This is a genomic window from Bradyrhizobium sp. USDA 4341, from assembly GCF_054063755.1.
Genome location: NZ_JBSSGO010000002.1, coordinates 77,086 through 97,213, shown reverse-complemented (window position 1 = coordinate 97,213; position 20,128 = coordinate 77,086). Strand labels below are relative to the sequence as shown.

The 20,128-nt window shown below is 65.3% G+C and carries 19 protein-coding genes; 10 read left to right on the top strand and 9 right to left on the bottom strand.

What is annotated here, in order from left to right:
- The first annotated feature begins 5 nt into the window (after nt 1-5).
- Nucleotides 6-794 carry a cobalamin-binding protein gene (locus ACVIGB_RS06140; protein ID WP_456723387.1) on the top strand — a complete coding sequence of 263 codons (789 nt, stop codon included), beginning with the start codon at nt 6-8 and terminating at the stop codon, nt 792-794.
- Nucleotides 795-899: 105 nt separating this feature from the next.
- On the opposite strand, the gene ACVIGB_RS06135 is transcribed toward ACVIGB_RS06140, so the two are convergent.
- Nucleotides 900-2,177: an ArgE/DapE family deacylase gene (locus ACVIGB_RS06135; RefSeq protein ID WP_456723388.1), complete on the bottom strand. Its 1,278-nt coding sequence runs from the start codon at nt 2,175-2,177 to the stop codon at nt 900-902.
- A 56-nt stretch (nt 2,178-2,233) separates the two neighbouring features.
- The gene (locus ACVIGB_RS06130; protein WP_456725230.1) at nt 2,234-2,926 is read right to left on the bottom strand and encodes a pyridoxamine 5'-phosphate oxidase family protein; all 693 of its coding nucleotides are present in this window, start codon (nt 2,924-2,926) and stop codon (nt 2,234-2,236) included.
- 106 nt (nt 2,927-3,032) lie between these two features.
- On the opposite strand from ACVIGB_RS06130, the gene pdxR reads away from it, so the two are divergent.
- From pdxR to ACVIGB_RS06115, 3 genes are read left to right on the top strand one after another with little or no spacing between them, the layout of a single operon-like run.
- Entirely contained in the window at nt 3,033-4,547 is a 1,515-nt protein-coding gene (gene pdxR / locus ACVIGB_RS06125; RefSeq protein ID WP_456749117.1) for a MocR-like pyridoxine biosynthesis transcription factor PdxR, read from the top strand.
- 46 nt (nt 4,548-4,593) lie between these two features.
- On the top strand, nt 4,594-4,743 hold the full coding sequence (locus ACVIGB_RS06120; RefSeq protein ID WP_165445530.1) for a hypothetical protein: 150 nt from the start codon (nt 4,594-4,596) through the stop codon (nt 4,741-4,743).
- Between the two features lie 11 nt (nt 4,744-4,754).
- Nucleotides 4,755-4,997: a DUF6719 family protein gene (locus ACVIGB_RS06115; protein WP_456723389.1), complete on the top strand. Its 243-nt coding sequence runs from the start codon at nt 4,755-4,757 to the stop codon at nt 4,995-4,997.
- A gap of 54 nt (nt 4,998-5,051) precedes the next feature.
- On the opposite strand, the gene ACVIGB_RS06110 is transcribed toward ACVIGB_RS06115, so the two are convergent.
- The 4 genes from ACVIGB_RS06110 to ACVIGB_RS06095 all read right to left on the bottom strand — a co-directional run bounded on the left by ACVIGB_RS06110 (nt 5,052) and on the right by ACVIGB_RS06095 (nt 6,900).
- A complete protein-coding gene (locus ACVIGB_RS06110) occupies nt 5,052-5,459 on the bottom strand; it encodes a hypothetical protein (RefSeq protein ID WP_092113536.1) in 408 nt (135 codons plus the stop codon).
- A gap of 39 nt (nt 5,460-5,498) precedes the next feature.
- Nucleotides 5,499-5,657, bottom strand: coding sequence for a hypothetical protein (locus ACVIGB_RS06105; protein ID WP_456723390.1), 159 nt, complete (start codon nt 5,655-5,657; stop codon nt 5,499-5,501).
- 414 nt (nt 5,658-6,071) lie between these two features.
- A complete protein-coding gene (locus ACVIGB_RS06100) occupies nt 6,072-6,326 on the bottom strand; it encodes a hypothetical protein (RefSeq protein WP_171947545.1) in 255 nt (84 codons plus the stop codon).
- Nucleotides 6,327-6,339: 13 nt separating this feature from the next.
- The gene (locus tag ACVIGB_RS06095) at nt 6,340-6,900 is read right to left on the bottom strand and encodes a CreA family protein (RefSeq protein ID WP_456723391.1); all 561 of its coding nucleotides are present in this window, start codon (nt 6,898-6,900) and stop codon (nt 6,340-6,342) included.
- 223 nt (nt 6,901-7,123) lie between these two features.
- Between ACVIGB_RS06095 and ACVIGB_RS06090 the strand changes: the two genes are divergently transcribed.
- The 4 genes from ACVIGB_RS06090 to ACVIGB_RS06075 all read left to right on the top strand — a co-directional run bounded on the left by ACVIGB_RS06090 (nt 7,124) and on the right by ACVIGB_RS06075 (nt 11,271).
- Nucleotides 7,124-8,890: a L,D-transpeptidase family protein gene (locus tag ACVIGB_RS06090; protein ID WP_456723392.1), complete on the top strand. Its 1,767-nt coding sequence runs from the start codon at nt 7,124-7,126 to the stop codon at nt 8,888-8,890.
- Between the two features lie 83 nt (nt 8,891-8,973).
- Nucleotides 8,974-9,543: a glutathione peroxidase gene (locus ACVIGB_RS06085; protein ID WP_456723393.1), complete on the top strand. Its 570-nt coding sequence runs from the start codon at nt 8,974-8,976 to the stop codon at nt 9,541-9,543.
- Nucleotides 9,544-9,706: 163 nt separating this feature from the next.
- Nucleotides 9,707-10,693, top strand: coding sequence for a polysaccharide deacetylase family protein (locus tag ACVIGB_RS06080; protein WP_092113527.1), 987 nt, complete (start codon nt 9,707-9,709; stop codon nt 10,691-10,693).
- A gap of 11 nt (nt 10,694-10,704) precedes the next feature.
- Nucleotides 10,705-11,271, top strand: coding sequence for a dihydrofolate reductase (locus ACVIGB_RS06075; protein WP_092125578.1), 567 nt, complete (start codon nt 10,705-10,707; stop codon nt 11,269-11,271).
- Between the two features lie 114 nt (nt 11,272-11,385).
- Here the strand turns inward: ACVIGB_RS06075 and ACVIGB_RS06070 are convergent, their stop codons facing one another.
- On the bottom strand, nt 11,386-11,838 hold the full coding sequence (locus ACVIGB_RS06070; protein WP_050401433.1) for a DoxX family protein: 453 nt from the start codon (nt 11,836-11,838) through the stop codon (nt 11,386-11,388).
- Nucleotides 11,839-11,939: 101 nt separating this feature from the next.
- Complete coding sequence (locus tag ACVIGB_RS06065) at nt 11,940-14,249, bottom strand: NADP-dependent malic enzyme (protein WP_456723394.1); 2,310 nt, start codon at nt 14,247-14,249, stop codon at nt 11,940-11,942.
- A gap of 222 nt (nt 14,250-14,471) precedes the next feature.
- Here ACVIGB_RS06065 and ACVIGB_RS06060 point away from each other — a divergent pair, with 222 nt between their 5' ends.
- Entirely contained in the window at nt 14,472-16,469 is a 1,998-nt protein-coding gene (locus ACVIGB_RS06060) for a hypothetical protein (protein WP_456723395.1), read from the top strand.
- A gap of 143 nt (nt 16,470-16,612) precedes the next feature.
- Here ACVIGB_RS06060 and aspS read toward each other — a convergent pair whose 3' ends face one another.
- Nucleotides 16,613-18,388, bottom strand: coding sequence for an aspartate--tRNA ligase (gene aspS / locus ACVIGB_RS06055; RefSeq protein ID WP_456723396.1), 1,776 nt, complete (start codon nt 18,386-18,388; stop codon nt 16,613-16,615).
- A 207-nt stretch (nt 18,389-18,595) separates the two neighbouring features.
- On the opposite strand from aspS, the gene ACVIGB_RS06050 reads away from it, so the two are divergent.
- Entirely contained in the window at nt 18,596-20,068 is a 1,473-nt protein-coding gene (locus tag ACVIGB_RS06050; protein ID WP_456723397.1) for a protein adenylyltransferase SelO, read from the top strand.
- The last annotated feature ends 60 nt before the right edge of the window (nt 20,069-20,128 follow it).

Here is a 20,128-nt window from a genome sequence, read left to right as displayed (position 1 = left end):
TCTCGATGCGTGACTTCCCTCCCCGCCGGATCGCCTGTCTGACCGAAGAAACCGTCGAGACTCTCTATCTGCTCGGCGAGCAGGACCGCATCGTCGGCGTCTCCGGCTATGCGGTACGGCCACCGCAGGTCCGCCGCGAGAAGCCGCGTGTGTCGGCGTTCATCTCCGCCGACATCCCAAAGATCCTGGCGCTCGATCCCGATCTGGTGCTCGCCTTCTCCGATCTGCAGGCCGACATCGTCGCCGATCTCGTGCGTGCCGGTGTCGCCGTCCACGTCTTCAACCAGCGCGACGTCGCCGGGATCCTTGCGATGATCCGCACTTTGGGTGCGATAGTCGGTGCCGCCGAGCGCGCCGGGCAACTCGCGCAAGGCCTCGAACAACGGCTGGCCGCGATCGCGGCAACGCCGCGTCCGGCGCCGCGGCCAAAGGTCTACTTCGAGGAATGGGACAATCCGCTGATCAGCGGCATCGGCTGGGTGTCCGAACTGATCGAGATCGCCGGCGGCACGGACGCGCTGCCGCATCTGCGCACGCACAAGGCCGCCAGGGATCGCATCGTCACGCCCGACGCCGTGCGCGCGGCGATGCCCGACGTCATCCTGGCCTCCTGGTGCGGCAAGAAGGTCGTGCCCGACCGCATCCGCAAGCGCGATGGCTGGAGCGACATTCCGGCGGTGCGCAACAACCGCATCGTCGAGATCAAGTCGCCAATCATCCTGCAGCCCGGTCCCGCCGCGCTGACCGACGGGCTCGATGCGATCGTCAAGGCGTTGTGGGCGGAGCGCGCCTGAATCTCTCCGCCATCATTGCGAGGAGCGAAGCGACGAAGCAATCCATGTCTCGCACGTGGTGAGATGGATTGCTTCGCTTCGCTCGCAATGACGCAAACGGGGCAGCTACGCCTGCTCCACCCCGCACCATTCCGCGATGAACAGCGCGGTCGCCTTGGTCGACTTCCGCAGCGAGTCCAATTCGACATATTCGTTGAAGCCGTGCATCGCCGCACCGCTGGCGCCAAAGCAGAGGCTCGGGATGGCGTAGTTCAGGCCGTAGAAGCGCGTGTCGGTCAGCGCGGTGAAGGCGCGGTCTTCCACCGCCCCGCCATAGACCGCCTGATGCGCCCTGGCGAAGGCCGCTTCCGGCGCCTCGGAGTTCACCAGCTCATAGCCTTCCGATAGGAAGCCCGACCACTCCACCTGCGGCGGATTGTTGGAGAGGAAACGATGATCGCGCGCCGCGGCCGAGACGCAGGCCAAAATCTCCTTCTGACATTCGGCGATCGACCAGCCCGGCAGCACCGCGATGCGGCAGTCGACGTCGCACCAGGCCGGCACGCTGGAGGCCCAGTCGCCACCTTTGATGATGCCCGGGTTGAAGTTGATCGGATGATTGACGTCCTTGAAATGACGGTCGGCCTTGGCGCGCTCGTTCCAGGCGATCTCAAGCTTCTCCAGCGCGTGCACCAGGTGGTACGCCGCCATGATCGCGTTCGAGCCGGCACCGGCCTCGAACACATGCACCGGGAAGCCGCGCACCTTCAGGCGGAACCAGATCACGCCGACCTGCGAGCGGATCATCTTGCCGTTGGTCGGCTCCGGGATGAAGCAGGCATCGGCGCGGTAGCCGCGCTGCAAGGTCGAGAGCGCGCCGACGCCGGTGCTCTCCTCCTCGATCACAGACTGGAAGTGAATCCGCGCCGTCGGCTTCAGGCCGGCCTTCTTGATCGCATCCAGCGCGTAGAGCGCAGCGATGGTGCCGGACTTCATGTCGCAGGCGCCGCGGCCATACATCCTGCCGTCCTTGATGACCGGCGAGAACGGCGGCGTCTCCCACATCTCGAGCGGACCGGTCGGCACCACGTCGCAGTGGCCCTGCAGGATCAGCGATTTGCCGGCATTGGTGGCCGGGCGGTAGGTGCCGACCACCGTGCGCGCCTTGGAGAAATCATGCTCGATCGGGCCGAAGCCGCGCAAATCCTTCAGCTCGTCGAGATTGATGTGCCAGTCGTCGACCTCATAACCGCGCTCGCGCAGGAGATCGCCGATCATGTCCTGGCACGGCCCCTCGGCGCCGCGGGTCGAGGGGATCGCGATAAAGGCCTGCGTCGTCGCAAGCTGCGCATCGAATCCCTCGTCAACGGCAGCAAGGATTCGTTGTTGCGTCTCGGCAGTCATTCGGCAGCTCCATTGGGGGGCATCAGAAAGGGCGGGAGCCGCACCGTAACCCGATTTCACCCCTCCTTGTATTGCGCAAAATAGGCATCTCGCAATGCATCTTCGAGCAGACGGCCTTCCGAATAGCCATCGAGCGTCGCAGGTCGCGTCACGCCGTCGAGCAGCCGCGGACACGGCTCGGGCGCGCCGAGCACGGTGCGCACCGCAATGCGCTCGGCATAGATCGGCAACTCGTAATCCTCGTCGTCGTCGGCGACGCCCTTGGCGCGCACCTTTGCCGAGGCCTCCTCGATCTCCATCGCGATGAACGAGGTCGCCTTGATCTCCTTCTTGTTGCTGGCGCGCAGGCTTGCGGTGCGCTCGGGAAAGAAGCGGTCGACCATCGCAACGATCGCGCGCTCCTTCTCCTCGGGATCGGTGACGAGATAGGCGGTGCCGAATGCCATCACCGCGCGATAGTCGGCTGAATGGTTAAAGCCGCAACGCGCCAGCACCAGGCTGTCGAGATGGGCGACCGTCAGGCACACCCGCTGCCCTTCCGACTGGTTCTCCAGCATCCGGCTCGCGCTCGAGCCGTGCCAATAGAGCTTGGTGCCCTCGCGCCAGAAGAAGGTCGGCGTGCAATAGGGCTGGCCGTCGATCACGTAGGAGACGTGGCACAGCATCGAGGCGTCCAGGATCTTGTGCACGGTGGCGTGGTCGTAGAAGCCGCGGTCATGGCGGCGCTTGACCCGGTTGCGGGACGACATGGGGTAGGACGGAGTGGACGCGCCTTCGGTCACGGCAGTGCCTTTCGAAATCTGGAATCTGTCCAGAGTTGTAGCGGTCCATTTGGTCTGCGATAGTGCCAATTCCATGCGAAAAATTCCGACCAATTCCCGCAAGCCCGCGGCGCGCAAGCCCGAGCTGCCGCTCGACCTCACCGGCCCGCATGTGACCCCTGGCGCGGCCTCGCAGCAGCGGCTCTATCAGGCGCTGTGCCACACCATCGTCGGCGGCCTCGTCAAGCCGGGCGAGCCGCTGCCGCCGTCGCGCGCGCTCGCCAGGCAGACCGGCTTCCGCCGCAACGCTGTCACCACGGCCTATGAGCGCCTGATCGCCGACGGCTTTGCGGTGGCAACAACCGGCTCCGGCACCTTCGTCGCGGCGCGGATTCCGGCCCAGGCCACAGCGCCCCGACGCGCCAAGATCGAGATCGAGCCGCCGCAGCACAACGCGCTGTCGCTCGGCTGCACGCATATCGATGAGCGCGCGCTGCAGCGCTTCCGCGCCTTTGCCGGCCGCCGGCTGCGCGCCTTCGGCTCCGAGCATCTGCATTACGGCGATCCCCGCGGCAGCAGCGAGTTGCGCGCCGCGATCTCGGACCATCTGCTGTCGGCGCGCGGGCTGCGCTGCGATCCCGACCAGATCATGCTGGCCTCGGGCACGCTGCATGCGCTGCGTATCGTGTTAGGGGCGATCCTCAAGCCCGGCGACCAGGTCTGGTGTGAGGACCCCGGCTATCCGGCGGCGCGGCGCGCGATCGAGCATTGCGGCTATCGCCCGGTGTCGGTACCGGTCGATGGATCAGGCATGCGCATCGACAGGGGACGCGTATCCGCTCCCGTGGCGCGCGCCGCCTATGTCACGCCGTCGCACCAGTTTCCGCTCGGCGTACAGATGGCGATGCCGCGCCGGCTCGAGCTGCTCGACTGGGCCAGGGACGCCGGCGCCTTCGTGTTCGAGGACGATTACGACAGCGAGTTCCGCTATGACGGCGCTCCGCTGCTGTCGCTCGCCGGCATCGATCATCTGCGCCGCGTGATCTACATGGGCACGTTTGCAAAGACGCTGTTTCCGGGATTGCGGATCGGTTACTGCGCCCTGCCCGAAGCCTTGATCGGTCCGGTGACGGCGGCGCGTGCCGCGCTCGATCGTTTTCCCGGCACCCTGATGGAAGGCGCGGTCGCGGACATGCTGAACTCCGGCGCCTTCGCCGCCAACTTGCGCAAATCGCGCAAACTCTATCGCGAGGCGCGCGACGTCCTGGCGTCGACACTCACCCGTGCATCCCAGGGCGAGCTCACGGTTCCCGTGCCGTCGCAAGGCCTGCACCTCGTGGCGCGGCTCGATCCCGCGACCGATCCGCTGCTTGCCGCGCAGGCCAAGGCGGCTGCCGGCGTCGGCGGCTGGCTGCTCGCCGAGACCTATCATCGTGCACGCCCACTGCCCGGCTTCGTGCTGGGATTTTCAGGTCATCCGGTTCCGCAACTGCTCGCGTCGGCGGAACAATTGGCGAAGGCAACGCTGGCTGCGCTGCGCGCGACGCGCAAGATATCGGTGAAGCCATCCGCCAGGCCGCAGCGCTCTAGGAGAATCGCAACCACCTGACTAAGGTCGCCCGCGTTCAGTCAGTGTCCGCCTACGGAGATACCGGATGCCCAATCGCAACGTCCTGTATCTCGTGATCGGCGCGCTGGTCGTGATCGCAGGGATGCTCGGCTACAATCTGTATCAGGCAAAGAAGCAGCCTGAAGGCCTGCAGATCAATGTCGGCCCCGACGGGGTCAAGATCCAGAACAAGTGAAGGGGGCTGCGATGCCGCGCATTGGATTGGTCGCGCTGGTCAGCGCCGCAGCACTTGTCGCGATCATTCATTCCGCCTCCGCACAGACCGTCATGCGCGAGGCTGACATCGTCGACCTCCGGGTCGGTCAGCGCGTCCTGGTCGATGACGGCTCCTGCCCGGCCGGGCAGATCAAGCAGGTGATCGGCGCCAAGCTGAGCCAGAACGGCGTGGTGCGGACCCAAAGCTGCGTGCCGCGCCTCGCCAAAAAGTAAAGCGCCCCGCTGTCGCGAGGCGCCTCGTCCATCATTGCATCGGCAACACGCCGCTCAGTTCGAGATCGGCTCGAACATGCATTGCAGCGTCGGCTTGGCGATCTTGGTGAAGGTCGGGCCAATCTCGTTTTGCTTGGACGGCGGCACCCAATCGGTCTCGATGGTCGGCACGCCGGTCTCGCTGATGCCACGTAGCAGCGCCTGGCGCAGATCGGGATCGTCCACCGTCGCGGCAGCATGGTCATGCAGGCAACCGCACACCGCCTCGGGATGCGCCCAGCGCCCGAGCATATGCGGCGCGCACTGGCGCACGAACTCGTCGCGCGGTTCGGGCACCCGGTACAGCGACCGGATCTGTATCGAGTCGAGCGGAAGTTGGGATTGGGCCTGCGCGGAACCTGCCAAGAGACTCATCAAGGCGAGTGATGCCAGGATCGCGGCGGAACAGATACGGAGCAACATGGGGAGCCTTTACCGGCAGTTCTGTTTGTCGCGTCGCGCTCAGTTGGCCTGCGCCATCACCATCGGGGCCGAGGTGACCACCGGCGGGCCGTTGTAGGAGAAGGTGCCGATACCGGGCAAACCATTGTCCGGGGTACCAGCCATCGACGAACCGGCCATCACGAAAGCGAAGGCGAGGATCAGGCTCATGGTCCGCATCTGGCAGTCTCCGTCATTGCTGTTCGGCGTCCGGCGCCGTTGTGTTGACGGTTTGATAACGATCTGCGGTTTCGGGAGTTCTGCGGAACAAGCTGAAAATGGTTTCGTCGGCCGGAGAATTGTTTCGTCGGCGGGCAGCTCACGAAACATTGGCCGGAAAACGCCAATGTTTTCAGTGAGAGTGCGACGCCCATGAGCGTGTTCAAAATTTCGCGCGTCGGAAGCCGCCCGGCAGTTGCACGCCCGGCGGATTATGCGTGCAAATTGAGCGGGCTACCGCGCTTTCTTAACTTTCCTCTGCTGAGACAGGAAGCAGCGGTGTGAACCGGCCGGTGGTTCGGCCGACTCATCTGGGCGCCGTGCAACCATCTCGGCGGTGGCACGTTGTCGTGATTCCCGATCCAACGAAGGATGTCAGTCGTGGGTAATGGCAACATCGGTGTTGGCAATCAATCCGCAGCCAGCAAATCCGGCCGGCAGCAACAGATGACGGCTGCGATGCCGCAGCAGGGCGCCTATGTGATGGGCGACAATGAGTGCGCGCAGCAGAAGCTGGTCCGCCTCGTCGGCTGCCACGACCCAAACGCGCGCCCCGACCTCAGCATCGGCGCGAAGCAGTTCCGGCAAATCAAACGCTAGCTCGCCCGCCGCTTCAGCCGCCCGGGCCAAGCCCCTGCTCCCGCTACTGAATGAACTCGCCGCACTTCTGCACGGCGGTGCTGTCGGTCGCGCCCCAAGGCATGATCGGCACCGACGACGTCGAGTTCTTCGGCGAGCCCTCGATCAGCTTGTCGGAATAGACCATGTAGACCAGCACGTTGCGCTTGGCGTCGCAGCCGCGCACGATCTGCATCCGCTTGAAGAACAGCGACCGCCGCTTGCTGAACATGTCGTCGCCCTGGCTGAGCTTGCTCTTGAAACGGATCGGCCCGATCTGCCGGCAAGCCAGCGAGATATCGGAGACTTCCTCGGCAAGGCCAAGCCAGCCCTTGAAGCCGCCCTTCTCCGGCACCGTGAAGTGACAGGCGACGCCCTCGACCTCGGGGTCGTCGACGCCATAGGTCGCAAGCTTGTCGTTGGGGCTCACCCATTTGAACACCGTCGAGCGACGAAAGATCAGGTCCGGCTCGTCGGCCGCGGCCGCAGGAACTGCCTGCCCCAAAGCCAGCAACATCAGCAGCGCCGCGCAGCCCCATCGAGACGACAATCGCACGTCACACAAGCTCACATTTCTCGATGTCATTGAGGTCTCCGCGGGGTGGATCCCGCCTATGTAGTGCGCAAACGCCGCACAGGAAGGCGTTGACAGTTCGGTGATCAGACCGGGCGCTTTAACCTCCTGTGAGGCTTTTTTGCTACTCTTTCGTCGAAAAATCGCCCCTCACGGAAGGGTTAGATCGCTTGCGCTGGTGAACGCGTTCGGCGTCTGCGACAACCAACAGATAGTTTGGACTGGGATTCGGAATATGCGCGCAAGCGGACGTCGGATTTCGATTTTTGAGTCTGCGAATGGGCGGTTCTGGCAGTTTGCAATTTTGACGGCGGCCGGCACCGTGGCCGCCTCCTCGCAGGCCGATGCAGCCCTGTTCTACTGGAACCGTGACTCCGGCTATTACGGCGATGTCGAGCCGATGCCGCCGCAGCAGCCCCGGCCGAAGCCGAAGCGCAGTACGGCCAAGAAGAATCCGGCGCTCGAGAAGGACGCCGGCCGCAAGCCGCAGGGTCCCCTGATCATCTCGGTCTCGATCGACCAGCAGCGGGTCAGCATCTACGACGCCAACGGCCTCTATGCCGAGAGCCCGGTATCGACGGGCATGAAGGGGCATTCGACCCCGATGGGTGTCTTCAGCGTCATCCAGAAGCAGAAATACCACCAGTCCAACATCTACAGCGGCGCGCCGATGCCGTACATGCAACGTATCACCTGGTCGGGCATCGCCATGCACGCCGGCGTGCTGCCCGGCTATCCGGCCTCGCATGGCTGCATCCGCATGCCGATGTCGTTTGCGGTCAAGATGTACAACTGGACGCGGATGGGCGCCCGCGTGTTCGTCACGCCGGGCACGATCTCGCCAGAGAATTTCTCGCATCCGCTGCTGGTGACGCAGAAGGTCATCCCGCAGCAGCCGGTTGCCGACGAAGTCCTGAAGATGGATGCGCCGCTCGGCGTGAAGAGCGACAAAGGTGCGGACAAGCAATCCAGTCTCGACTTGCGCAGCAGCGTCGGCCATGCCGCGTCGCCCGAGTCGCTGCGCGACAATACCCACACCGCCGACGCCAGCGGCGCGATGCCGGCGGCAAGCGCGTCGGCGACGATGTCCGATGCCTCCTCCTCCACCGCGCGCGACGCCATTGCGGAGAAGATCGCGGCTGACAAGTCCGAGACGACGGCGACCGAGACGGCCGCGGCCGACAAGCCGGCCGAGACCAATTCGGCCGCTGACGACAGCAGCGCCGCCACCGACGACAAGACCGTCGGCGAAGTCACCGGCAGCACCGACACGCCGAAGTCCGAGGTGTCCGCAAGCGACCCGGTGAAGGCGGAAGCCAAAGTCGACGAGCCCAAGCCGGACGCCGCCAAGCCTGGCGTTGCCGAGGCACCCAAGGCCGACGCATCGAAGACTGATGCGGCCAAGGACGCCGCCAATGCGGCGAATGCGGTCAAGACGGCGGACAAGCCCGCCGAGGCCGCAACCGCCGCTGATACCCCCGATGCCAAGCAGGACGCGGCCAAGGATCCGGCACGGCTGCCGGGCATCGCCAAGATCGACGTGTCGAAGCGCGCCGGCCAGATCGCGGTGTTCATCAGCCGCAAGGATTCCAAGCTCTATGTGCGGCAGAACTTTGCGCCGCTGTTCGAGGTGCCGGTGACGATCGCGGCAAGCGACCGGCCGCTCGGCACGCATGTGTTCACCGCGGTAGCCGACAAGACGGATGCGAACCTGCTGCGCTGGTCGGTGGTGACGCTGCCGACCCGCAACGCCGCCCGCATCGACGTCGAGGAGCGTGCCTCGCATCGCCGCAAGCTGGCGGCCGCAGCGCCGGCCGAGGTCAAACCGCAGCCGGCGACCGACACCCCGGCCGAGGCGCTCGACCGTATCTCGATTCCGGCCGACGCGATGGCGCGGATCAACGAAGCGCTCGGCACCGGCGGATCGATCATCGTCTCCGACCTCGGCGTGAACCAGGGCGAGACCGGCGAAGGCACCGACTTCATCCTGCCGCTGCGCTGAGTGCGACCTATAACGCCTTCTTGAAAGCTTGCGCCTGCCCGCTGGATTATGATGTCAGCGACATCTGTTCCGGGGACGAGACTATGATGGACCGCAGGACACTGATCGTGGCGGCGTTCGCCGCGGCCGCGGGATCCCGTGCGCTGCATGCGGAGCAGCCGGCGATGAGCCGGATCACCGCCTACGCCTTCTCATTCCCGGCACTCTCTGGCGGCGACATTCGCCTTGCCGACTATACCGGCCATCCCCTGATGATCGTGAACACGGCCTCGCTCTGTGGCTTCACGCCGCAATATGCCGGCCTGCAGCAATTGTGGACCGAATTCCGCGATCGCGGCTTCGTCATCATCGGCGTGCCCTCCAATGATTTCGGCGGCCAGGAACCCGGCGGCCCGACCGAGATCGCCGAGACCGCGCAGCATCAATACGGCGTCACCTTCCCGATCGCGGCGAAAGCCGTGGTCAAGGGCGCCAACGCGCACCCGTTTTACCGCTGGGCGGCGGAGGCACGGCCGAAGGACGTGCCGCGCTGGAATTTCCACAAATACCTGATCGGCCGCGACGGCTATATCGCCGACGTCTTCCCTGAGTCGGTCACGCCGGACGACACGCGCATCAAAACCGGGATCGCACGGGCACTGGCGGCGGCCTGAGAGGTGGCGGTAATCCCCGGAATTAACTGGGATTTCGGACAGGGCCCGCCACGTTCATTGCCTTGGCGTCGGCACTGTGACTAGGGTACGATCGGTTTGGGGGTGAAGCGGCCTTGGTTGCGGCAGTGCCGGCACCGGGAGCGCGATCAGCAGGGAACACGCCATGCGCATTGCGGCAGGTCTGATTTTCGCAGGGACCGTATCGTTGCTCGCGTCGAGCGCAGCTTGGTCGCAGACGCCGCCCGCCAAGGGCGCCGCCGCGGCACCGGCGGCCGCAGCTCCAGCGCCTGCCGCCGCTGCACCGGCGCCCGCCGCAGCGGCCGCTCAAGTGCCGCCGAAGCAACCGCCGCAGCCGGCACGCGCCGCCTGCAACAATCCGAACGCGCTCGGCGTCGCCCGCACCGTCGAGATCGACACCACCGGCGGTCCCGGCTTCGGCTTCGAGCATTTCAAGCAGCTCGACTTCCTGCGCGACCATGAGGTGGTGCTGACCTTCGACGACGGTCCGTGGCCGGCCAACACGCCGGCGGTGCTGAAGGCGCTCGCGGATGAATGCACCACGGGCATCTTCTTCCCGATCGGCAAGCACGCCACCTATCACCCGGAGATCCTGCGGCAGGTCTATGCCGCCGGCCACACCGTCGGCTCGCACACCTGGTCGCACGAGAATCTGAACAACAAGAAGCTGACCGAGGATCAGAAGAAGGACGAGATCGAGCGCGGCCTGGCTGCGGTCAAGTGGGCGCTCGAGACGTCGCCCTCGCCGTTCTTCCGCTTCCCGGCGCTGCAGCATCCGCCGGAGATGGTCACCTATCTCGGCAACCGAAACATTGCGATCTTCTCCTGCGACCTCGACTCCTTCGACTTCAAGTCGAAGAACTCGCAAGCCGTGATCGACACCGTGATGAAGAAGCTCGCCAAGCTCGGCAAGGGCATCATCCTGATGCACGACTTCCAGAAGCACACCGCGGAAGCCCTGCCGACGCTGCTGACGCAGCTCAAGGCCGGCGGCTACAAGGTGGTGGCGATGCGCGCCAAATTCCCGGCGACCGTGCTGCCGCAATACGAGCAGGAGCTCGCCAAGGACGTCAAGCTGCCGACCGTGAGCTCGCGGCCGGTGAACAGCGTCGTCACCACCGTCGATCAGTAGCCGCGCCGGCGATCGCTTCTGTGCCAGCGTTGCGTATTGAGGGCTTTGTCATCGTCTCGGCCGACGGCCGGCTGGCGAACTCGCACAACGTGATGCCTGACGATCTCAAGGTCGAGGGCGACAAGCGGTTCTTCACCGCAGCCCTCGACCGCGCCGATCTCGTCGTGCATGGCCGCCACTCCCAGGAAGAACAGCCGAACGCACCGAAACGGCGCCGCCTGATTCTGACCGGCAAGGTCGGGGCCATCGCACCCGATCCTGACAATCCGAAGGCGCTGTTGTGGAATCCCGCCGGCTGCCCGTTCGAGGCCGCGAGCCGCGAGGCCGGCGTGACCTCGGGCATGGTCGCGATCATCGGCGGCCCCGGCGTATTCGGCATGTTCATGGACCGCTACGACACGTTTTGGCTCTCGGTCGCACCGAAGGTGCACATCCCCGACGGCGAGCCGTGCTTTCCCGGCGTCCCTGCCCGCACCCCGCAGCAGGTGCTGTCGGCGCACGGCCTTCACGCCGGTGCGCCGCAACTGATCGACGCCGCGCAGGACGTCAGCGTCACACCGTGGCGGCGCGTGGGTTGAAAGCGGCGATGCCCGTAGGATGGGTAGAGCGAAGCGAAACCCATCACTTCCAACCTGCGGCACGATGATGGGTTTCGCTTCGCTCTACCCATCCTACGTAGCTATGCTGCCGCTCTACACGTCCCCATAAGCCGGGTCGTCGCGGCGCGGGCCGCGGCCGTAGCCGGCGATGATGAACAGCGCGCCGATCAGCGACAGGTTCTTCAGCGCGTCGATCAGGGTCTTGGCGTTGTCGGGTGCCGGCTGATTCCAGAAATCATGGAAATAGAAGGTCGTGAAGCACACGAAGATGATCAGCAGGATCGCGAAGAACCTTGCCAGCACGTTCACCGCGATCATCAGCCCCGCGATGATCTCGAAGCCGCCGATCGTGATCGCCAACAGCTGCATGAACGGCATGCCGACGAAGGTCTCGATCTGCTGCGTATAGGGCGCGACGATGGCCGGGATCGTCACCTTGGCCGTGAGCAGATCCGCCGTCGCCTGGATGCCGAACAGCTTGCTCGCCCCCGAATAGAGGAACAGCACGGCGAACAGAATGCGCCCGAAGGTGATGAACGCTGGCATGGGTCGGCCTCACTGGATGGCAGAAATCGGACGAAGCAGGCGGAGCGAGTATGGCCGCCCCGCCTGCTTCGATCAAATCGAATCCGTCTGACGTCTCGTGCTCAGCCGAACAGCGTCGGCTGCGCGCGGCCGGCGCGCTCCTGGGCCTCGACCGCGGCAACCGCGGTCATGTTGAGGATGCCGCGCGCCGTCACGCCGGGAGTGAGGATGTGCGCCGGACGCGCCGGACCGATCAGGATCGGCCCCACCGGCAACGCGTTGGCCAGCGACTTGATCATTTGGTAGGCGATGTTGGCGGCATCGAGGTTCGGCATGATCAGGATGTTGGCCTCGCCTTCCAGCCGCGACTGCGGCAGGACGAGCTTGCGCGCAACCGCCGACAGCGCGGTGTCGCCCTGCATTTCGCCGTCGGCCTCGATTTCCGGATGCTTGTCCTTCAAGAGCTGGGTGGCCCGCCGCATCTTGCGCGAGGAGTCCGTATCATAGCTGCCGAAGTCGGAATGTGACACGAAGGCGACCTTCGGCTTGAAGGCGAAGCGCTGAACGTGGATCGCCGCGAGCGATGCGACTTCCGCCAGTTCCTCCGCGCTCGGGTTCGGCCGCACCTGGGTGTCGGCGAGGAAATGGGCGCCGGTGGACGTGATCATCAGCGCCAGCGCGGCATAGTCGCTGACCCCCGGCAGGAAGCCGATGATCTCGCGGACATGGCGCAGATGGCTCATGTAGCGGCCCTCGACGCCGCACAGCATCGCGTCGGCCTCGCCGCGCGACACTGCCAGCGCCGCAATCACCGTATTGTTGGTGCGGACCACCGTCCGCGCGGCCTCCGGCGTCACGCCGCGACGCCCGGCGACGTCGATGTAGGACTGCACGTAGGAACGGTAGCGCGGATCGTCCTCGGGATTGACCAGGTCGAAATCGCGGCCGGCCTTGATCGACAGGCCGAAGCGCTTGATCCGGGTTTCGACCACGGACGGACGGCCGACCAGGATCGGCCGCGCCAGCTTTTCCTCGAGCACCACCTGGGTCGCGCGCAGCACGCGCTCGTCCTCGCCCTCGGCGTAGATCACGCGCACCGGCTGGGTTTTCGCTTTGGCAAACACCGGCTTCATGGTGAGGCCGGAGCGGAACGCGAAGCGTTCGAGGCTCGCGGCATATTCGTCGAAATTGGTGATCGGCCGGGTCGCGACGCCGGACTCGATTGCGGCCTTGGCGACGGCCGGTGCGATGCGCAGGATCAGCCGCGGATCGAACGGGCTCGGGATCAGCGAGCCCGGGCCGAACCCCTGCGTCTCGCCGGTGTCGAAACCATGGGCCACCGCATCCGACGGCGGATCGCGCGCGAGTTGCGCGATCGCATCGACCGCGGCATGCTTCATCGCCTCGTTGATCGCGGTGGCGCCGACGTCGAGCGCGCCGCGGAAGATGAAGGGGAAGCACAGCACGTTGTTGACCTGGTTCGGATAGTCCGACCGGCCGGTGCAGATCATCGCGTCGGGACGCGCCGCGCGCGCCTCTTCCGGCATGATCTCCGGCACCGGATTGGCAAGCGCCATCACCAGTGGCTTGTCGGCCATCTGCTTGACCATCTCAGGCTTCAGCACGCCCGGCGCCGACAGCCCGATGAAGATGTCCGCGCCCGGAACGACGTCGGCGAGCACGCGCGCGTCGGTCTTCTGGGTGTAGACCGCCTTCCAGCGGTCCATCGTGGTGTTACGGCCCTCATAGACCACACCGTCGATGTCGCAGACGAAGATGTTCTTGCGCTGCGCCCCCATCGAGACCAGCAGATTGAGCGTCGCGATCGCGGCAGCGCCCGCGCCCGAGCAGACGATCTTCACGTCGGACAGTTGCTTGCCGTTCAGCAGCAGCCCGTTGACGATCGCGGCCGCAACGATGATGGCGGTGCCATGCTGATCGTCGTGGAACACCGGGATCTTCATGCGCTCCTTGAGCTGCGTCTCGATCTCGAAGCACTCCGGCCCGCGGATGTCCTCCAGATTGATGCCGCCGAAGGTCGGCTCCAGCGCCGCGACGGTCTCCACCACGCGCTCGATCGTATTGGCGTTGATCTCGATGTCGAACACATCGATGCCGGCGAATTTCTTGAACAGCACCGCCTTGCCTTCCATGACGGGCTTGGAGGCCAACGGGCCGATATTGCCGAGCCCGAGCACCGCCGTGCCGTTCGAGACCACGGCCACCAGATTGGCGCGGGCGGTCAGCGTGGCCGCCTCGGCCGGGTTCTTGGCGATCTCGGTGCAGGCGGCGGCCACGCCCGGCGAATAGGCCAGCGCCAGGTCGCGCTGGTTGGCAAGCGGCTTGATCGCCTGGATCTCGAGCTTGCCCGGCCGCGGCAGCCGGTGATAGGCGAGCGCGGCATTATGGAGTTCTTCAGACGATGACGACATGCGTGCTTCCCGCGTTTCCGGCCCAAATTTCTTGTTTCTGTGCTAATCCAGGCAAAAGTCAGTTGTCCGGCAAATCGAGCCGGATGTGAAGCATGTCCCGCCGCTTGGATGCAACATCGGATACTATCCCCGTCAACAGGCCCGGGCGGGCCCGTTCATCGATGCTGCACCTTCCGACCGCCGATTGGCAATTTTTTTCCTTGATGATCCGGAGTTGACCGAATGAAGAAAATTCTGCTCGGCCTGGTCGCCGTCGCAGTCGTCGCGGCCGGCGGCTACTTCGGTTTCGACTTCTATGCCCAGCGCCGGGTCACGCGCGACGTCGAGGCCGCCTTCGAGCAGGTCCGTGCCGCCGGCGCCAAGGCGAGCCACGGCAAGATCGCGTTCGACACCAAGAGCCGCACCCTGACGATTTCGGACATCACCGCCGAGTCGGGGACGCAATCCCCGGTCAACGTCAGGATTGCCAACCTCACCATGACAGGCCTCGGTCAAACCGACGCGGGCCGGATCTCCGCTGACAATATCACATTCAATGATGTCGAGATCGGCGCGACGGGGCCGACGCCGACCATCGCCATCCTGACCTACAAGGCGCCGCGGATCACGGTGAAGGACTATTCCGGTCCGGCCGGCCTGCCCCAGCTTCCGGCCTCGTCCTCGATCTTCGAGCTGTACCGGTTCGCATTCACCCAGCTCGCGAGCATCAACGCATCGTCGGTGACCGCGCCCACCTTGACCGGAACGATGACCTTCAGCGCCGCCGCAGATGTCGGCGACGGCGCCGGTGGCGAATTCGCCTATTCAGGCCTTGCCATCGAAAACATGAAGAACGGAAAGATAGGCACCAACAAGATCGACAAGGTCGCGTTCACCATCAACTCGCAGGCGGCGGGCAAGGCGCTCAAGACGACCGGCGATCTTGCGAATATGGTCGCGACCGATATCGACGTCGGCGCGATGGCGGCGATATTCGATCCGGCCAAGACCAACGACGACCGGGACTACCGGGTTCAAGGGCACGTTTCCGCCGGCCCCTACGTGATCACCACCACGACCACGCCTCACCTCAACATGCGGATCGATGGCATGACCATCGACGACGTCAGGGTCAACCCGTCAAAGATGCAACTGCCGGCGCTGCTGGCAATGGTTCCGCCACCGGGCAGTCCACCGCCGTCTCCGGCCCAGGCGCGCGAACTGCTGGAGAAAGTCGCCGGCCTCTATTCGGGTGCCAGCATCGGAAATGCCGAGCTGCATGGGCTCTCGGTTGAGACTCCGAAAGGCCCGCTCAAGCTTGCCTCGATGCGGTTCAACTTCGAACACGGCAAGATCGGCGAGCTTGCGGTCGAGGGACTTGATGGCAATGCCCCGAACGGTCCCTTCAAGGTCGGACGTTTCGCGCTGAAGTCGCTCGATGTCGCCAGCTTCATCCTGCTCTCGGCGCAGTTCGCCGCGCAGAAGCCGTCGCCTGAACAGGCGCTCACGCTGTTCCCGCTGATCGAGGGTGTCGAGATCAAGGGTGTCACCTCGCCCTACAAGGCCACCGGCAAGCCGGTCAACATCGACGTCTTCAGCCTCGACTGGGGCCAGTTCGTCGGAACGATCCCGAGCAAGCTGCGGCTGGTCGCGAAGATGGCGGCGCCGCTGGATGCGGCCGATCCGCAGCAACAGGCACTCGTCGCCGCCGGGATCGACCGGATGGCCGTCGATGCCGATCTCGGCGCGGTCTGGACCGAGGCGTCACGTTCGTTCGCGCTCGAGCCGGTCAAGCTCGACATGGCGGGCCTGTTGAACACGTCGGCGAAGGTCACGCTCGCCAACGTGCCGCGCGAGGCATTCTCGACCAGCGCCGCGGAATCCCTGGGCGCGGCCGCGCAGATCGAGGCCGGCACGATCGAGCTGACTGTCCACGACCTCGGCGTCATCGATCTCGCCATCGCCCAATACGCGCGCACCCAGAATGTCAGCCGCGACGAGGCGCGCAACGCGGTCCTCAGCACCATCAAGGCGCAGGGCCAAGCGGTCAGCGGCGGCAGTGCCGATGTCACGGCTCTCGTCACCGCCATCAGCCAGTTCATCGAGACGCCGGGACAGACGCTGGTGATCAAGCTGACCCCGCGCGCGAAAGCGCCGGCGCTTCAGCTGATGCAGCTGCTCAAGACCGATCCACAGTCGGCGCTGGCGCAATTCCGGATCGAAGCCTCGACGGGGTTGTGACGCGCTCGCTCCATCCCGTAGCCCGGATGGAGCGAAGCGTAATCCGGGAAAGATGTCGCCGCAGGAGAGACCGCCCCGGATTTCGCTTCGCTCCATCCGGGCTACGTACTCGACAAGAGCGGAGCTAGGTAATCTCTCCGCCGTCAGCTCTTCGCCGGCAGGTTGGTCCGGATGTGCAGCTCCTTGAGCTGCTTCGGCGTTGCTTCCGAGGGCGCGCCCATCAAGAGGTCCATGGCCTGCTGGTTCATCGGGAACAGCGAGATCTCGCGCAGATTGTTGGTGCCGCAGAGCAGCATCACGATGCGGTCGAGGCCGGCCGCCATGCCGCCATGCGGCGGTGCGCCGTACTGGAACGCACGGTACATGCCGCCGAAGCGGTCGATGACCTCCTGCTCGCCGTAGCCTGCGATCTCGAACGCCTTCACCATCGCTTCCGGCTTGTGGTTGCGGATGCCGCCCGAGGCGATCTCGTAGCCGTTGCAGGCAATGTCGTACTGGAACGCCTTGATCGTCAGTGGATCCTGCGTCTTCAGCGCGTCGAGGCCGCCCTGCGGCATCGAGAACGGGTTGTGCGAGAAGTCGACCTTCTTGTTCTCCTCGTCATACTCGTACATCGGGAAGTCGACGATCCAGGCGAGCTCGAAACGGTCCTTGTCGATCTGGTTCAGCTCTTCACCAAGCTTGGTGCGCGCGAGACCTGCGAACTTCCAGAACTTCTCGGGATCGCCGGCGACGAAGAAGGCGGCATCGCCCTCCTTCAGGCCGAGCTGATCGCGGATCGCGGCCGTGCGCTCCGGGCCGATGTTGTTCGCCAAGGGACCTGCGCCCTCGCCGCCCTCGCGCCACATGATGTAGCCGAGGCCGGGTTGGCCCTCGCCCTGCGCCCACGAGTTCATGCGGTCGCAGAAGGCGCGCGAGCCGCCGCCGGTGCCGGGGATCGCCCAGACCTGGTTCTTGGGATCTTCTAGCATCCGCGCGAACACCTTGAAGCCGGAGCCGCGGAAATGCTCGGAGACTTCCTGCATCACGATCTTGTTGCGCAAATCAGGTTTGTCGGAGCCGTATTTGCGCACCGCTTCCGCGAACGGAATTCGCGGCCAGTTCTTCGTGACCGGCTTGCCCTTGGCAAAATCTTCAAAGATGCCGGTGATCACGGGCTCCATCGCCGCGAACACGTCATCCTGGGTGACAAAGCTCATCTCGACGTCGAGCTGGTAGAACTCGCCCGGCAGGCGGTCGGCGCGCGGGTCCTCGTCGCGGAAGCACGGCGCGATCTGGAAGTAGCGGTCGAAACCCGACATCATCAACAGCTGCTTGTACTGCTGCGGCGCCTGCGGCAGCGCGTAGAACTTGCCGGGATGAATGCGCGAGGGCACCAGGAAGTCGCGCGCGCCTTCCGGCGACGACGCCGTCAGGATCGGGGTCTGGAATTCGAAGAAGCCCTGCTCCTTCATCCGCTTGCGCATGGAATCGACCACCGCGCCGCGGGTCATGATGTTCTGGTGCAGCTTCTCGCGACGCAGGTCGAGGAAGCGGTATTTGAGCCTGATGTCTTCAGGATATTCCTGCTCGCCGAACACCGGCAGCGGCAGCTCGGCCGCGGGGCCAAGCACCTCGATCTCCTTGATGTAGATTTCGATCAGGCCGGTCGGCAGTTCGGGATTGTCGGTGCCGGCGGGACGGCGGCGCACCTTGCCGTCGATCCGTACCACCCACTCCGAGCGGAACTTCTCGACCTCGGCGAACGCCGGCGAGTCCGGATCGGCCACGCACTGGGTGATGCCGTAATGGTCGCGCAAATCGACGAACAGCACGCCGCCATGGTCTCGGACACGGTGGACCCAGCCTGACAGCCGGGCCGTCTGGTCGATATCGCTCTCTCGGAGCGCGCCGCATGTGTGTGACCGGTAGCGATGCATATTCGTTCCAAAACTGATGTCGGAGGGTCGAATCGCGACAGGGCCAAAATGCCCTGTCCGAAGTTGCGGAGGGTTTACCCGACGAGGCCGGGTGCGGCAACCAAGGGAACGGCCGGTTTTGCCCCGAAACCGCAGATTTTACGCCGATCCGGCGCCAAGTGGGCGCTGACCGTTTGCCTATTCGCCCCGCAGGCCTATCTTCCCGATATGACCATCCATTTCCCCTTCCAGAACACCTATTCGGCGCTGCCGGCGAACTTTTTCGCCCGCGTCGCGCCGACCCCGGTGGCCGCCCCCCGGCTGATCAAGCTGAACCGGCCGCTCGCGGTCCAGCTCGGGCTGGATCCGGACCTGCTCTCGACGGCGGAGGGCGCCGAAATCCTCGCCGGCAAGCGGCTGCCTGACGGGGCGGACCCGATCGCGATGGCCTATGCCGGCCACCAGTTCGGGCACTTTGTGCCCCAGCTCGGCGATGGCCGCGCCATCCTGCTCGGCGAGGTCATCGACAAGGATGGCGTCCGCCGCGACATCCAGCTCAAGGGCAGCGGCCCGACCCCGTTCTCCCGCCGCGGCGACGGCCGCGCCGCGCTCGGTCCGGTGCTGCGCGAATACCTCGTCAGCGAGGCGATGTTCGCGCTGGGCATCCCGACCACCCGCTCGCTCGCCGCCGTCGTCACCGGAGAGCCCGTGATGCGCGAGACCGCGCTGCCGGGCGCGGTCCTGACCCGCGTCGCCGCGAGCCACATTCGCGTCGGCACCTTCCAATTCTTCGCCGCCCGCGGCGACACCGACGGCGTGCGTGCGCTGGCCGACCATGTCATCGCCAGGCACTATCCCGAGCTGAAGGATGCCGCCCAGCCCTATCACGCGCTGCTCGCCGGCGTCGTGGCGCGGCAGGCCGCGCTGGTCGCGCGCTGGCTGCTGGTCGGCTTCATCCACGGCGTCATGAACACCGACAACAGCTCGATCTCGGGCGAGACTATCGACTATGGCCCGTGCGCCTTCCTCGACGCCTACAACCCGGCGCAGGTGTTCTCCTCGATCGACGAGATGGGCCGCTACGCCTATGCCAACCAGCCGCGCATCGCGCTGTGGAATCTGACCCGGCTCGCCGAATGCCTGTTGCCGCTGTTCGACGGCGAGCAGGAGAAGGCCATCGAGCAGGCGCAAGTGATCCTCGGCGAATTTCCGGAGAAGTTCACCGCGGCCTATCAGGCCGGGCTGCGCGCCAAGGTCGGCCTGTTCACTGCGCGCGACGGTGACGAAGCGCTGATCCAGGATCTGCTCGACGCGATGGCCAGGAACGCGGCCGACTTCACGCTGACCTTCCGCCATCTCGGCGAGGCAGCCAGCGGCGACGCCGCCGACGTCCGCGCGCAGTTCACCGATCCCGCAGCATTCGAGGAATGGGCCGGCCGCTGGCGCGCCCGCCTCGCGCTGGAACAGCACAGCGCGGCCGAGCGCAAGGCGGCGATGAACACCGTCAATCCGGCCTTCATCCCGCGCAACCACCGCATCGAGGCTGTGATCCAGGCAGCCGTCAACAGCGACGACTACGCGCCGTTCGAGGAGCTGCTGACGGTGCTGGCAAAGCCGTTCGAGGACCAGCCGCAATATGCGGCCTACGCCGATCCTCCGCTGCCCGAGCAGATGGTGACGCAGACGTTCTGCGGGACGTGAGCCCAAGATTTGTAGGATGGGTAGAGCGCAGCGAAACCCATCATCGGTGTTCCGGCCGGT